Genomic DNA, 13,149 nt, shown 5'->3' on the forward strand with positions numbered 1-13,149 from the left:
CCGCATGTACCCGTACTTCATCCTGTTCACGCTCTCCTCCCTGTTCGCGATCTTCGCGCGCGCGAAGTCGACGCATCGTGCCTTGGCGGTGGTTTTCGCGGTGGTGCTGGTCATCTTCGTAGGCACGCGGTACCGGGTCGGTTGCGATTACCTGGGCTACTCCCGGCGTTTCTCCCGGCTCCCGGAGTACGAGAGCATCAGCGAGATGTTTTCGGCCGGCGAGACGGGTTTCTATCTGCTCAGCTCGATGATCCGTTCGGCGGGCATGGATTATTCAATCCTGCTGCTGGCCAGTGGCGCGATCTATGTCGCCTGCCTCTGGCGGTTCTCGAAGGTGATGGATCGCCCGCTGGGATTCCTGGCGGTCTGTTTCCCCGTGCTTATCGTGCAGCTGGGAATGTCCGGCATCCGGCAGGCCCTCGCGCTGGGTTTCCTGATGCTGGCCATGGCCTGCTTCGTCGAGAAAAAGCGGCTGGGCATGGCCATCTGGATCCTGGTGGCCTCACAGTTCCACACCTCGGCCATCATTTTCCTGCCGCTGGTCTACCTGGTGGGAAGGCAGGTGTCGATCACGCGCATGATCGCTGCCCTTGTGCTGTTGGGGCCCGCGGTCGCATGGCTGATCGGAGATCGGCTGGATGTCTACAGCGAACGCTATGTCGAGCAGATCTATGGCGAAAATTCGTCGTCCGGCGCCTGGGTCCGCTATTCGATGATCCTGCTGCCATTTCTGCTGTTCGAATGGCGGCGCCGGCAGGTCCAGGAAGCTTTCCCCACCATCTACCCGCTGATGCGGGTGTTCTCGCTGATCACGTTTGCGATGGTGCTGGCCGGCGTGGTCTCGAGCGTGGCACTGCACCGCCTGGTCTACTACGCGATGCCGATAAGCATCCTGGCCTTCATCTGCGTTGCCAGGGTGATGGCCAGCCGGAATGGTTCCAGGGTCATCGTGGCCTTGCCATTCCTGATGTACGGCGTCTACTTCGTGGCCTGGACGCAGATGTCGCGCCACGCTCGCCTCTGTTACGACCCCTACCAGACGTGGCTGTTCTGACGCCGATGGACCCGCGTTTCCACGCCATCGTGCTCGGTCTGTCTCCTACGGGCCTTTACGTTGCCCGTGAACTCGGTCGCGCCGGCGGCCGCCTGCTGGGCGTGGACCTCGGGCCCGCCCCGGCGACGGCGTCGCGGTACTTTTCGGGTGGGCAGACCTGGCAGGCCGCCGCGGATGGCGCACTGGTCGATCGCCTGCTGGCTTATGCCTCGGGTACCGGAACCCGCCCGCTGCTGGTCCCCACCAGCGACGTATTCATCGAACTGGTGATGCGGCACGCGGCACGCCTCCGCCAGGCCTTCGAATTCGCGCCGTGCTACGACGGCCTGGCCGAAGACCTGCTCGACAAGCAGCGCTTCCATGCGCTCTGCGCCCGGCATGGAGTGGAAACCCCCGGCATCTGGCAGGCCCCCGACAAGGCCGCGCTCGCCGCGCTGGCGCCGTCGATTCCGTATCCCTGCATCCTCAAGCCCGTGCTGATCCACCGCGCCAAGGACTTCCTCAAGGGCCACAAGGTGCTGGTCGCCCGCACCCGCGAGGAATACGCCGCCTACGTGGATTCGATCCCGGCCGAGTCCGGCGCCTGGTTCGTGCAGGAAATCATCCCCGGCCCGGAATCGGCGATCACCCTGTTCGCCACCTACGTGGACCGCGGGGGCGACGTCCGCCAGGGCTTCACCGCCCGCAAGCTGCGGCAGTACCCGTCGGGCTTCGGTTCGGCTTCGCTGGTGATCAGCCACGACTGTGAGGAGACGCGCGAGATATCCACGCGCTTCCTGCAGGCCATCGGCTTCCGCGGTGTCTGCGGCGTGGAGTTCAAGCGCGACCCGCGTGACGGCCGGCTCAAGATCATCGAGATCAATCCGCGGCCGACGCTGTGGTTCCAGCTCAGCCATGCGGCCGGCAAGCGTGTGGTGGAATCGGCCGCGCGCGACCTGCTGGGCCTGCCGTCGCTTCCCGACCTGCCGCAGCGGCAGGGCGTGCAGTGGCGCTACCTGCTCAAGGACTGGGCCTCCGCCGCGTTCTACCGGCGCCAGGGCGCGGCGTTCCTGTTTCCTGCGCCCGACCTTTCCGCGGGCGGGCCGGTCACGGCGCGCTGCTGGCCGGTGTTCGACGCGGCCGATCCGATGCCGGCCCTGGTCGAGCCCTTCCATTTCCTGCGCAAGGCGCTGCGGAGGCTGGCATGAGGACGCTGGTGGTCAATGCCGACGACTTCGGGCTGGCGCCCGCCGTCAACCAGGGCATCGTGGACGCGCTGCTGGCCGGTTCGGTCACCAGCACCACGCTGATGGTCAACATGCCGGCCGCGGAAGAAGCTGCGGCGCTGGCGCGGGCGCATCCCGCGCTGGGCGTGGGCCTGCATTTCAACCTCACTCTGGGCCAGCCCACCGCCGACGTCGCCAGCGTGGGCAGCCTGGTCGGCGCAGACGGCAAGTTCCATCCGCGCGGCCAGCTGGCGCGTCGCCTGCTGCTGGGGCGCGTCGATCGCGCCCACATCACGCGCGAGCTCGAAGCGCAGTACGCGCGCTGCGTGGCGCTGGGCATCGTGCCCACACACGTGGACAGCCACCAGCATGCGCATGCGTTCCCGCCGGTGTTCGATGCGGTGGCCACGCTGTGCGCGCGCCAGGGCATTCCGGTGCGCATGCCCTGGCTGCTGGAATTGCCGGGCAGCCAGCCCAGCCTGGGGCGATCCCTGCGGCAGGGGGTGCTGCGCCGCATGCTTCGCCGCAACCAGCGCACCTGGCAGGGCCGTGTGGCCTGGAACCAGGGCCTGGGCAGCCTGTTCGACCTGGGCGTGATCCCCGCGCAGCCCACGCTGGCCGACTACCGGCGCGTGCTGGCGGCGGCGGGCGAGGGCACCTTCGAACTGATGGTGCACCCGGTGCGCGACGCCAGCGCCGTGCAGGGCCTCACCGCCATCGGCCACATCAGTGAGGCCGAGTGGCGCCTGCTCACGCAGCCCGGCCTGCCGGAGCTGGCGCGCGACATGGGCTTCGCGCTGGGCCACTACCGGTCGGCGTTTGCAGGCGGAGCCAACGGTGCAGCCTGATCCTTCGCGCGTGACCGGCGCGGCACCCGGCCGCATCGTGCTGTTCGCCAACACCGACTGGTACCTCTACAACTTCCGCCGGTCGCTGGCGCTGGCGCTGCGCGACGCCGGCCACGACGTGCTGCTGCTGTCGCCGCCCGGTCCCTACGGCGACAAGCTCACGGCGCTCGGCCTGCGCTGGCAGCCGGTGCCGATGGATCGCCGCAGCCTGAATCCGCTGCGCGAGCTGGCCCTGGTCTGGCACCTGGTGCGCCTGCTGCGGCGCGAGCGCCCCGCGCTGGTGCACGGCTTCACCATCAAGTGCGCGGTGTACGGCTCGATCGCGGCGCGCCTGGCCGGCGTGCCCGCGCGCGTGAACGCGGTGGCGGGCATGGGCTATGTGTTCACCAGCAACGACGCCAAGGCGCGATTGCTGCGCCCGATCGTGCGCGGCCTGATGCGCCTGGCGCTGGACGGCGACAACGCCCGCCTGGTGCTGCAGAATCCCGACGACGTGGCGCTGTTTGAACGCGCCGGCCTGGTGGCGCGCGAACGCATCCGCCTGATCCCCGGCTCGGGCGTGGACTGCTCGCGCTTCGCCGCCAGCGCGCGCGTGCGCGATCCGGCGCAGCCGATGGTGGTGCTGCTGGCCGCGCGCCTGCTGTGGGACAAGGGCCTGGCCGAATACGTGGCCGCCGCGCGCCAGCTGCGCGCGCAGGGCCGCGCGCTGCGCTTCCTGCTGGCCGGCGACCCGGACCCGGGCAACCCCGCCGCCGTGCCCGACGCCAGCCTGCGCGAGTGGGTGGCCGACGGCACCCTGGAATGGCTGGGCCATGTGGACGACATGCCCGCACTGCTGGCCTCGGTGGACGTGGTGGTGCTGCCCAGCTACCGCGAAGGCCTGCCCAAGGGCCTGATCGAAGCCGCCGCCTGTGCGCTGCCGCTGGTGACCACCGACGTGCCGGGCTGCCGCGAGGTGGTGACCGACGGCGTGGACGGGCTGCGCGTGCCGGTGCGTGATGCCGCTGCGCTGGCGGCGGCAATTGCGCGGCTGCAGGATGATCCGGCGCTGGCGTGCAGGCTGGGCGAGGCGGCGCGCCAAAAGGCGATCCGGGAATTCGACGAGATCTCGGTGATCCGCCGCACGCGCGCGGTGTATGCGGAGCTGATGCCTTCCGTGGCCACCTGACATGTCGCGCGCCAGGTCCTTTCCGAGCTCGCGCGTGCGGCCATGAAGCGATTGCGCCATCTGCCGCTGGCGCTGTGCGTGCTGCTGGTCACCGCGGCGGCGCTGTTGCCGGCATCGATGCTCAAGTCCCTGCGTGGCGAGCATCCCTGGTTCAGCCAGCTGATCAGTCGCACGGAACGCCTCTGGCCCTCGCTGGACAGCGTGCACGTGCTGATGTTCGTGTTCGTGGGCATGGCGCTGGCGCTGTTCGCCTGGCGGCGGCGCGGCCTTTCGCGCGTGGCGTGGCCGATCGCGGGCGTGGCGCTGCTGGCCGCCGTCGGCGAGCTGGTGCAGTTCTGGGTGCCAGGGCGTACGCCGCTCTGGTCGGACTTCCGCGACGACCTGATCGGCGGATCGGTGGGCATCGCGATCGTGCTTGCGGCCCGCAGTATCTGGGACAGATGGGTGCTGCCGGGCGCGATGTCCGGCTGGCAACGTGCGGCGCTGGCTTTCGCGGTCTTGGGCGTGGTGCTGCTGCCGATGGAAGGGCTGCGCGTTCTGGAAATCCAGGGGCGCGGGCTGCACGTCGCCGACCTGGCATTCATTGCGGGGATGATGGTCATCACGATCCGTGGGATCGTCGCGCCGGAGTTCCCACGGTGGTCGGCTTCGCACGCTTGGGTCGCGGCCTGCGTCCTGCTGCTCGCCGTATCCTGCCTTGTCTTCGCGGAAGCCACGGCCGGTGGCGGCAGGTGGTGGGGCGTGGCCTACCTGGCCTCACTGGCGGTCTTCTTCAGCCTGCTGGCCAGGGACTATGCAGCGCTGCGCGCGATCGCGATGGCATGGCTCATCGGGGCCGCGCTGGCCGCCGTGGTGTGGCTGTGGGCTCTCGTCTCGTTCCACCTTGCAACCGGCGAGCCCGCGACGGCAAGTCACTCTTTCCAGGGTGGGTGGGTGCCACCCGGGCCGTATCTCAGCGTGCAGTCCTTGCTCGGCGGCGCGAAGGGCTATTGCAACTATCTGTTGGTATCGGCGGGCCTGCTGCTGGTAGCCGTCGATCAGCGCTGGATCCGCTGGCGTCTGGCCGGCCCGGGACTGGCCGCACTGGCGATCGCGATGGCGGCACTGTCTACTTTGTTTGCGGTGCTCGGTCCGCTGGGGGTGTTCGTCGCGACCTACGCGTGGATTCGGCTGCGCGGGCAGCGCCCCCGCACTGCGGCAGGTGCGTTTGGCTTGGGCTTACTGGTAATGCTGGCCTGGATCATGGGAGTGGTGATGAAACCGGTGCAGGCGGTCCCGCAAGACACGCCGTACTACGACGATTTGCTCAGTACATGGTTCAGCGTGGCGGTCCAAGCAGGGGTATCGGTTGCCCTGGCCCTTACCGTATTGTGCCGGACCCGGGTAAAAGGTCCGATCGCTGCATCGGACGAGGCCGCGCGTCAAACGCTGGCACTATGGCTGGTGATGGCATTCGTACTCGGCGGACTTTCGGAGTCATTCGACACCGAGCGCCACCTCTGGCTGTTGTCGGGAATGCTGTTGAGCCGCCTGCTTGTCAAAGTCGACTCCGTGCAGCTCGGCTCGCCGCGCACCGGTGGCAATTGAATTGCATCGGGCAGGCCGTGGCAGAATTCTGCATCACAACCGGCCCGGGAGGGCGACGATGAGACTGCCGCCGATGATGCTGCTGGCCTGTGCGCTCTCCGCGTGCGCGCCCACGGCCGAGGTGCCGACCGAAGCCGATGCACGCGCCGCGATGACCGCACGCATGCAGGCCTCGAAGTCGGCCAAGGTGGTGGTGACCGAGCTGCGCGAGCTGTCGTTGTCGGGCTGCACGCCGGCGCCTTCGCTGCCCGGCGTGGTCTGCGATGTCCGCATGGACGTGGTCTACACGCTCGACGGCGCCCCGCAGCGCAGCGATGACCGCGCGCGGATGCGTTTCGTCAGGGAGCCCGAAGGCTGGAGGGCCTACCCGCTGTGAGCGCCGTCGGCGCTTACAGATCCTGCTCGTAGCGGATGTAGGGCACGCGCGAAGACTCGTCGTCTTCGGCATCGGTGCTGGGCGCGAACGGGTTCTTGCCGCGGCTCACCAGGTTCTCCGCGCCCACGCTCAGGCGCGCGCGCCACGGTGCGCGCCAGGTGACGCCCAGGCCGAGGTTGCTGTAGCGCTGGGTGCTGCCGGGGATTTCGATCACGCGGCCGATGATTTCGCCGCCGAAGTTGCCGACGCCGCCACCCACGGTGAGGGTGCCGCTGTTCCATTCGGGACGGACGCTGCCCGGCAGCTGGCTGGCCGGCACGATGCGGGCGCGCGCCAGGTTGCCGCCAATGCTGACCCAGCCCGACTCACCCAGCTTGAGCTCGCCGACCAGGCCGATGTCTTCCTGGTCCACTTCGGCGCCGTTGAGCGAAAGCAGCAGGTCGGAGCTGCTGGCCGGACGCACCGAACCCGGCAGGGCCAGCGGCGTTTCGACGTCGAAGCGGTTAAGGCCCAGGCTGGCGGTCAGCGAGGCGCGCTCGCCCTCGATCCGGGTCTCGGCGCGAAGGCCGGGACGCGACAGCGCCAGGGGCAGGGCGGGATTGGGCGCGAGGCTGGCGACCATGCAGTGCTGGGCCAGCGAGCCGAAGCTGCGCGACACCGTGCTGCCGTTGCACAGCAGGCCGATGGTGGGATTGCTTTCGAGCGTGAGGCTGGTGCCGACGCGGCGGCCATCGGCCAACGGCAGGCTGATGCCCGCGCCCACGGCCGGCGAACTGGTGCGGCCCAGGATGCGGTCCAGCGACGAGCGCGCAGCCGCGCTGCCGGCCCCCGATTCGATCAGCAGGAAGCCTTCGACCTGGTTGTTGCGGATGATGGGCAGCGCCGTGGTGGTCCCGTCGTCATCCTGGCCCTGGCCGGGGATGACCAGCGGCGACGGCGCCTGCGCATGCGCCGCCGTCGCCGCGAGGGCGATCAGCAGGACAGCGATGTGGCGCAGCGACGACGGCATGGCGGGATCCTCGGTGGCTCCTTGGAGCCTGCCCCGTCCGGGAAGTTCCCGGGCGCAGGACAGGGCTGGACTTTACAATAAATTAACCCTTCGGCGCCAGCTGTCAACGGTCCGGAACGGGTGCCCCGCCGCCTACTGCAGCCGCTCGGAGCCGGGCGCTTCGGGCGCCAGGCTGAACAGGGCCTCCATCTGTTCAGCATCGAAGCGATAGGCCTGGCCGCAGAAATCGCAGTGGACCTCGGCCTGGCCATCCACCAGGGCCTGGCGGGCCTCCTCGGCACCCAGGCTGCGGAACATGTCCTCGACCCGGCCGCGCGAGCACGAGCAGGCAAAGGATAGCGGCCGCCGGTCTAGCAGCTTCACCCGCTCCTCGTGGAAGAGGCGGTGCAGCAGGGTGGTCACGGGCTGGTCGGCCAGTTCCTCGCCGCCCAGGGTCTCGAACAGGGCATTGCAGCGGTTCCAGTCCTCGGGGTCGGGGCTGGCGCCGGGCAGCTTCTGCAGCATGATCCCGGCCGCGCGGTCGCCCTGGGTGGCCAGCAGCACGCGGGTGGGCAGCTGCTCGGACTGCTCGAAGTAGCTCTCGAAGGCCTCGGCCAGGTTGTCGGCGTCCAGCGACACCAGGCCCTGGTAGCGGGTGGACTCGGTGGCGCCGGGCGGGGTGGATTCGATGGTGATGGCCATCAGCGAGCCAGGGCCGAAGGCGCGTGGCGTCAGCGGGCTGGGCACCGGCTCCTGGAACTGCGCGATGCCGCGCAGGGTGCCGGCGGCGGTGCATTCGGCGAACAGCGTGCGCAGGGCGCCGGTGCCGCGCAGCTGCACGCTCAGGCGGCCGTCGATCTTGGCGTGGCCGGTGAACAGGGCGGCCGCGGCGCAGGTCTCGCCCAGGCGGGCGGCCACGGCCAGCGGGTACTCGGTGCGGCCGGCGATCTCGCGCCAGGTCTGGTCCAGGTGCACGACCACGCCGCGCACGCCGGAGCGCTCGAGCAGGAAGCGGGTGAGGGTGTCGCGATCGGGATGGGTTTTCATGGGGAGATTTTACCCCAGTCACCAGGCCGTCCCCCGCATGGCCGGTCCGCGCTCCGGGTCGCGCGTTATCCTTGCCGCATGGACGAATTCCCGAACGATCGCAGGGCGCCCCGGAAAGGACGTTGGCTGCGGAGGCTGTTGCTGCTGCCCGTGCTGGTGCTGGCCGTCACCGTGCTGCAGGTGCTGGTGCCGCGGTTCGTGGATCCCGGCACCAGCGCCTTCATGGTGTGGCGGCAGGTCGATGGCCTGGGTGAAAAGGACTTCACGCTGCGCTACCAGTGGCGCGACTACGACCGGATCTCGCCGCAGCTGCCGATCGCGCTGGTGGCGGCCGAGGACCAGAAATTCCCGCTGCACCACGGCTTCGACATGGAGGCCATCGACAAGGCGCTGGAAGGCAATGCGCGCGGCGGGCGGGTGCGTGGCGCCAGCACCATCACCCAGCAGGTGGCCAAGAACCTTTATCTCTGGGGCGGCGGCGGTTTCCTGCGCAAGGGCATGGAGGCCTGGTACACGCTGCTGATCGAGCTGACCTGGCCCAAGCAGCGCATCCTGGAGGTTTACGCCAACATCGCCGAGTTCGGCGACGGGGTGTATGGCGCCGAAGCGGCGGCGCAGGCCTTCTTCGGCAAGCCCGCCAGCGAGCTGACCGCGGCCGAGGCCGCGCGCCTCGCCGCGGTGTTGCCGCATCCGAAGAAGTACAGCGCCCGCAACCCGGGTCCTTACGTGCAGCGGCGCGCCGCATGGATTCAGCGCAACGCCCGCAACCTCGGCGGCCCCGCCTACCTCGAGCGCAAGCCGGGCGGTTAGCGGTTTGCGGGGGTGGCGGCTAAGATTGCCGCATGCCCGACACCCGCAGCCTCACCCTCGTCGTCGCCGCCTTCAACGAAGAGGCGGCCCTGCCCGCGCTGCATGCGCGGCTGGTGGCGGTAATGGCGGCGCTGGACGCCGACTGCAGCGTGCTGTACGTGGACGATGGCAGCCGCGACCGCACCTGGGATGTGCTGCTGGACCTTGCCGCGCACGATTCGCGCGTGGGCCTGCTGCGGCTGGCCCGGAATTTCGGCAAGGAACTGGCGCTCACCGCCGGCCTGGACCACGTGCACGCCGATGCCGCCCTGGTGCTGGACGCCGATGGGCAGGACCCGCCGGAACTCATCCCCGCCTTCGTCGCCAAGTGGCGCGAGGGTTACGACGTGGTCTACGGCACCCGCACCCGCCGCGACGGTGAGACCTGGTTCAAGCGCTTCACCGCCGCCGGGTTCTACCGGGTGATGCAGTGGCTCTCGCCCACCGACATCCCCCGGGACACCGGCGATTTCCGCCTGATGTCGCGCCGCGTGCTGGACGCGCTGCGCCAGCTGCGTGAGCGCCAGCGCTTCATGAAAGGCCTGTTCACCTGGGTGGGCTTCCGCCAGGTGTCGCTGCCCTACGACCGCGCGCCGCGGCTGGCCGGCAGCAGCAAGTTCAACTACTGGCGGCTGTGGAACCTGGCCATCGAGGGCATCACCAGCTTTTCCACGGTGCCGCTGCGCCTGGCCACCTACGTGGGCGTGTTTGCCGCCATCCTCGCCTTCGGCTGGGGACTGTGGATCATTGCCCGCACCGTGCTGTGGGGTGATCCCGTGCAGGGCTGGCCGTCGCTGATGACGGTGGTGCTTTTCCTCGGCGGCGTGCAGCTGGTGGCGCTGGGCATCATCGGGGAATACCTGGGTCGGCTGTACGTGGAATCCAAGCAGCGGCCGCTGTACCTGCTCAGCGACCTGCGCCCGGCCCAGGCCGCGCCGGCGCCCGTGGTGCAGGGGCATCCGGCCCACTGAGCGCCCCGGCTGGCGCGGCCAGCGGGCCTGCCTACAAAGCCGGGCGGCACGGGGCTATCATCGGACCAGTTCGACGGAGGGCCGTGCCGATGCGCAACGTGAACCAGATCCTCGAGAACAAGTCCGGCCACGTCGTGGCCGTACCGCGCGAAGCGCCGGTGCTGGAAGTGATACGGCTGATGGCCGAGCACCACATCGGCTCGGTGCTGGTGATGCAGGGCGACCAGCTGATCGGCATCGCCACCGAACGCGACTACGCCCGCAAGGTGATCCTGCAGGGGCGCTCATCTTCAGACACGCCGGTGGGCCAGATCATGTCGGCGCCGGTGGTCAGCGTGTCGCCGCTGGATACGGCCCAGACCTGCATGCAGCTGATGACCGACCGCAAGATCCGCCACCTGCCGGTGGTGGACGGCGGCCAGGTGCTGGGCATGATCTCGATCGGCGACCTGGTGAAGGCGGTGATCGAGGACCAGCAGCACGAGATCGCCCAGCTGCAGCAGTACATCGCCAGCTGACGGCGGCTACAGGTCGGCCGTCACCTGTTGGGTGACGGCGACGAAGTGGCAGATGCTGCCCACCAGCACGAAGCCGTGCCAGATGGCGTGCGCGAAAGGGATGCGCCGGCTCATGTAGAAGATCGTGCCCAGGCTGTAGGACAGCCCGCCGGCCAGCAGCCACAGCAGGGTGTCCATCGGGATCTGGCGCAGGAAGGGCTTGATCGCCAGCACCGCCATCCAGCCCATGCCCAGGTAGATCACGGTCGAGACGCCCTTGAATCGGCCGGTGAAGAACAGCTTGAACACCACGCCCGCCACCGCGAAGGTCCAGATGGCCGCGAACAGCCACCAGCCGCCGTCCGCGCGCAGGCCGACCAGGGTAAAGGGCGTGTAGGTGCCGGCAATCAGCACGAAGATGGCGCAATGGTCGAACACCTTCATGCGCCCGCGCACCGTGCGGTCCTTGCTGGCGTGATAGAGCGTGGAGGCTACATACAACAGCACCAGCGCCAGGCTGAAGACGATCGCCCCCGCCAGCTGCCAGCCGTTGCCGTAGGCCGCCGCCATCACCACCAGTACCGCGCCGCCAATGGCCGCTGCCACCGCGCCCAGCCCGTGCGTGACCGCGTTGGCCAGCTCTTCCCGCGGTGACTCGTGGTCGTGCTCGAACTCCGTCATCGCCCGCCGCCAAAAATCAAATCCGGGGTCAGAGTACGTTCAGCCCCGTGAGCATTCGTTCTAATCCGCGCGACACCGCGGTGCCGAATGCACTCCGAGCCCGGATTACCTTCGTTCCCTGATCGGCGCGACGCGTCGGGGCTGAACGTACTCTGACCCCGGAGTTCATTCCATCGCCAGGGTTTGGGCGTGTTCGCGGGTGGCGGCGAATTCGAGCTCGGGCCAGCGTTCCTGGGTCAGCTGCAGGTTCACGCGGGTCGGGGCCAGATAGACCAGCTGGCCGGCGCCGTCCAGGGCGAGGTTCATCGCCGCCTTTTCGCGGAATTCCTCCAGCTTCTTCGGCGTGCCGCCCTTGATCCAGCGCGCCGTCGACACCGTGATCGGCTCGAAGCTGGCATCCACCCCGTACTCGTCCTTGAGCCGGTAGGCCACCACGTCGAACTGCAGCGTGCCCACCGCGCCCAGGATCAGGTCGTTGCTCATCAGCGGCCGGAAGAACTGGGTGGCGCCTTCCTCGCTCAGCTGGGCCAGGCCCTTCTGCAGCTGCTTGAGCTTGAGCGGGTCGCGCAGGCGCGCGCGCCGGAACAGCTCGGGCGCGAAATTGGGGATGCCGGTGAAGCTGAGCGATTCACCGACGCTGAAGGTGTCGCCGATCGAGATGGTGCCGTGGTTGTGCAGGCCGATCACGTCGCCCGGGTACGCCGTCTCGACGATTTCGCGGTCGCTGGCCATGAAGGTCAGCGCATTGGCCAGCTTCACTTCCTTGCCCAGGCGCACGTGGAAGGCCTTCATGCCGCCCTCGTACTTGCCCGAGCACACGCGCAGGAAGGCGACGCGGTCGCGGTGCTGCGGGTCCATGTTGGCCTGGATCTTGAACACGAAGCCGCTGAAGGTCTCCTCCTCGGGCGCGATCTCGCGGCTGGTGGTGGCGCGCGGCTGCGGGCCGGGCGCGTGCTGCACGAAGAAGTCCAGCAGCGGCTGCACGCCGAAGTTGTTCACCGCCGAGCCGAAGAACACCGGCGTCTGCCGGCCGGCCAGGTAGGCCGCCTTGTCGAAGGGATGCGAGGCGCCCTGCACCAGGTCCAGTTCGTCGCGCAGGTCGGCCAGCATCTGCTCGCCGATGCGCTCGGCCAGCCCGGGCGCGTCGATGGACGGGAAGATGGTGGAGTCCTGGCGGGTGAAGTTGCGGCCCTGTTCGTAAAGGTGCACCTCGCCGCTGACCAGGTGCACGACGCCCTTGAGCCGCTGGCCCATGCCGATGGGCCAGGTGATCGGCGCGCACTGGATGCCCAGCACGCTCTCGATCTCGTCCAGCAGCTCGATCGGTTCCTTGCCCTCGCGGTCGAGCTTGTTGATGAAGCCCATGATCGGCGTGTCGCGCAGCCGGCACACGTCCATCAGCTTGATCGTGCGCTCCTCGACGCCCTTGGCCACGTCGATCACCATCAGCGCGCTGTCCACCGCGGTGAGCACGCGATAGGTGTCCTCGCCGAAGTCGGCGTGGCCGGGCGTGTCGAGCAGGTTCACGATGAAGCCCTCGTACGGGAACTGCATCACCGAGGACGTGACCGAGATGCCGCGCTCCTTCTCCAGCGCCATCCAGTCGGAGGTGGCGTGGCGCGCGGCCTTGCGGCCCTTCACCGAGCCGGCCATCTGGATCGCGCCGCCGAACAGAAGCAGCTTCTCGGTCAGCGTGGTCTTGCCGGCGTCGGGGTGCGAAATGATCGCGAAGGTCCGCCGGCGGCGGGTCTGGGTCAGGTGCTCGGACATGGGCTCGGCCGCGGCATTGCCCGCGGCCCGGTCGGTTCGGGAAGGCCGCGATTATACCGGGCCAGGCCGCGTGGGCGTCGGCGGAGGGGGGCGGAGAGCGATTTTGCC

General features: G+C 68.9%; 13 protein-coding genes. 9 read left to right on the plus strand and 4 right to left on the minus strand.

The annotated features are described in order from the left end of the window. Nucleotides 1-4 precede the first annotated feature (4 nt). Genes ACOQFR_RS03125 through ACOQFR_RS03150 form a run of 6 tightly spaced genes read left to right on the plus strand, consistent with a single transcriptional unit; the run spans nt 5 to nt 6,238 of the window. On the plus strand, nt 5-1,054 hold the full coding sequence (locus ACOQFR_RS03125; RefSeq protein ID WP_421378409.1) for an EpsG family protein: 1,050 nt from the start codon (nt 5-7) through the stop codon (nt 1,052-1,054). Beyond that, a complete protein-coding gene (locus ACOQFR_RS03130) occupies nt 1,042-2,241 on the plus strand; it encodes a hypothetical protein (protein ID WP_421378411.1) in 1,200 nt (399 codons plus the stop codon). The genes ACOQFR_RS03125 and ACOQFR_RS03130 overlap by 13 nt, the downstream gene beginning before the upstream one ends. Beyond that, a complete protein-coding gene (locus ACOQFR_RS03135; protein ID WP_421378413.1) occupies nt 2,238-3,107 on the plus strand; it encodes a carbohydrate deacetylase in 870 nt (289 codons plus the stop codon). The genes ACOQFR_RS03130 and ACOQFR_RS03135 overlap by 4 nt, the downstream gene beginning before the upstream one ends. After that, nucleotides 3,097-4,275 carry a glycosyltransferase family 4 protein gene (locus ACOQFR_RS03140; RefSeq protein WP_421378415.1) on the plus strand — a complete coding sequence of 393 codons (1,179 nt, stop codon included), beginning with the start codon at nt 3,097-3,099 and terminating at the stop codon, nt 4,273-4,275. Before ACOQFR_RS03135 ends, ACOQFR_RS03140 begins: the two co-directional genes overlap by 11 nt. 42 nt (nt 4,276-4,317) lie before the next feature. After that, on the plus strand, nt 4,318-5,862 hold the full coding sequence (locus ACOQFR_RS03145; protein WP_421378417.1) for a VanZ family protein: 1,545 nt from the start codon (nt 4,318-4,320) through the stop codon (nt 5,860-5,862). Nucleotides 5,863-5,920: 58 nt separating this feature from the next. After that, entirely contained in the window at nt 5,921-6,238 is a 318-nt protein-coding gene (locus ACOQFR_RS03150) for a hypothetical protein (protein WP_421378419.1), read from the plus strand. A 13-nt stretch (nt 6,239-6,251) separates the two neighbouring features. Here the strand turns inward: ACOQFR_RS03150 and ACOQFR_RS03155 are convergent, their stop codons facing one another. Together ACOQFR_RS03155 and ACOQFR_RS03160 are read right to left on the minus strand one after the other, a co-directional pair. Continuing rightward, complete coding sequence (locus ACOQFR_RS03155) at nt 6,252-7,247, minus strand: hypothetical protein (protein WP_421378421.1); 996 nt, start codon at nt 7,245-7,247, stop codon at nt 6,252-6,254. A 132-nt stretch (nt 7,248-7,379) separates the two neighbouring features. Beyond that, on the minus strand, nt 7,380-8,273 hold the full coding sequence (locus ACOQFR_RS03160; RefSeq protein WP_421378423.1) for an Hsp33 family molecular chaperone HslO: 894 nt from the start codon (nt 8,271-8,273) through the stop codon (nt 7,380-7,382). A 78-nt stretch (nt 8,274-8,351) separates the two neighbouring features. Between ACOQFR_RS03160 and mtgA the strand changes: the two genes are divergently transcribed. The 3 genes from mtgA to ACOQFR_RS03175 all read left to right on the plus strand — a co-directional run bounded on the left by mtgA (nt 8,352) and on the right by ACOQFR_RS03175 (nt 10,611). Then, nucleotides 8,352-9,083: a monofunctional biosynthetic peptidoglycan transglycosylase gene (gene mtgA, locus ACOQFR_RS03165; protein ID WP_421378425.1), complete on the plus strand. Its 732-nt coding sequence runs from the start codon at nt 8,352-8,354 to the stop codon at nt 9,081-9,083. A gap of 32 nt (nt 9,084-9,115) precedes the next feature. After that, nucleotides 9,116-10,093, plus strand: a complete 978-nt coding sequence (locus ACOQFR_RS03170) for a glycosyltransferase family 2 protein (RefSeq protein ID WP_421378427.1) — start codon at nt 9,116-9,118, stop codon at nt 10,091-10,093. 89 nt (nt 10,094-10,182) lie between these two features. Continuing rightward, a complete protein-coding gene (locus ACOQFR_RS03175; RefSeq protein WP_421378429.1) occupies nt 10,183-10,611 on the plus strand; it encodes a CBS domain-containing protein in 429 nt (142 codons plus the stop codon). 6 nt (nt 10,612-10,617) lie between these two features. On the opposite strand, the gene trhA is transcribed toward ACOQFR_RS03175, so the two are convergent. Together trhA and ACOQFR_RS03185 are read right to left on the minus strand one after the other, a co-directional pair. Beyond that, nucleotides 10,618-11,271, minus strand: a complete 654-nt coding sequence (gene trhA, locus ACOQFR_RS03180) for a PAQR family membrane homeostasis protein TrhA (RefSeq protein ID WP_421378431.1) — start codon at nt 11,269-11,271, stop codon at nt 10,618-10,620. 165 nt (nt 11,272-11,436) lie between these two features. Next, nucleotides 11,437-13,041, minus strand: a complete 1,605-nt coding sequence (locus ACOQFR_RS03185; protein WP_421378433.1) for a peptide chain release factor 3 — start codon at nt 13,039-13,041, stop codon at nt 11,437-11,439. Nucleotides 13,042-13,149: the final 108 nt, after the last annotated feature.

The sequence above is a fragment of the Arenimonas sp. MALMAid1274 genome (genome assembly GCF_049195245.1).
Taxonomy (GTDB): Bacteria; Pseudomonadota; Gammaproteobacteria; order Xanthomonadales; family Xanthomonadaceae; genus Arenimonas.

Coding starts and splice junctions, on each gene's coding strand:
- trhA (WP_421378431.1), bottom strand. CDS start 11,271: ATGACGGAGTTCGAGCACGACCACGAGTCACCGCGGGAAGAGCTGGCC.
- ACOQFR_RS03135 (WP_421378413.1), top strand. CDS start 2,238: ATGAGGACGCTGGTGGTCAATGCCGACGACTTCGGGCTGGCGCCCGCC.
- ACOQFR_RS03155 (WP_421378421.1), bottom strand. CDS start 7,247: ATGCCGTCGTCGCTGCGCCACATCGCTGTCCTGCTGATCGCCCTCGCG.
- ACOQFR_RS03175 (WP_421378429.1), top strand. CDS start 10,183: ATGCGCAACGTGAACCAGATCCTCGAGAACAAGTCCGGCCACGTCGTG.
- ACOQFR_RS03145 (WP_421378417.1), top strand. CDS start 4,318: ATGAAGCGATTGCGCCATCTGCCGCTGGCGCTGTGCGTGCTGCTGGTC.
- ACOQFR_RS03150 (WP_421378419.1), top strand. CDS start 5,921: ATGAGACTGCCGCCGATGATGCTGCTGGCCTGTGCGCTCTCCGCGTGC.
- ACOQFR_RS03125 (WP_421378409.1), top strand. CDS start 5: ATGTACCCGTACTTCATCCTGTTCACGCTCTCCTCCCTGTTCGCGATC.
- ACOQFR_RS03160 (WP_421378423.1), bottom strand. CDS start 8,273: ATGAAAACCCATCCCGATCGCGACACCCTCACCCGCTTCCTGCTCGAG.
- mtgA (WP_421378425.1), top strand. CDS start 8,352: ATGGACGAATTCCCGAACGATCGCAGGGCGCCCCGGAAAGGACGTTGG.
- ACOQFR_RS03185 (WP_421378433.1), bottom strand. CDS start 13,041: ATGTCCGAGCACCTGACCCAGACCCGCCGCCGGCGGACCTTCGCGATC.
- ACOQFR_RS03170 (WP_421378427.1), top strand. CDS start 9,116: ATGCCCGACACCCGCAGCCTCACCCTCGTCGTCGCCGCCTTCAACGAA.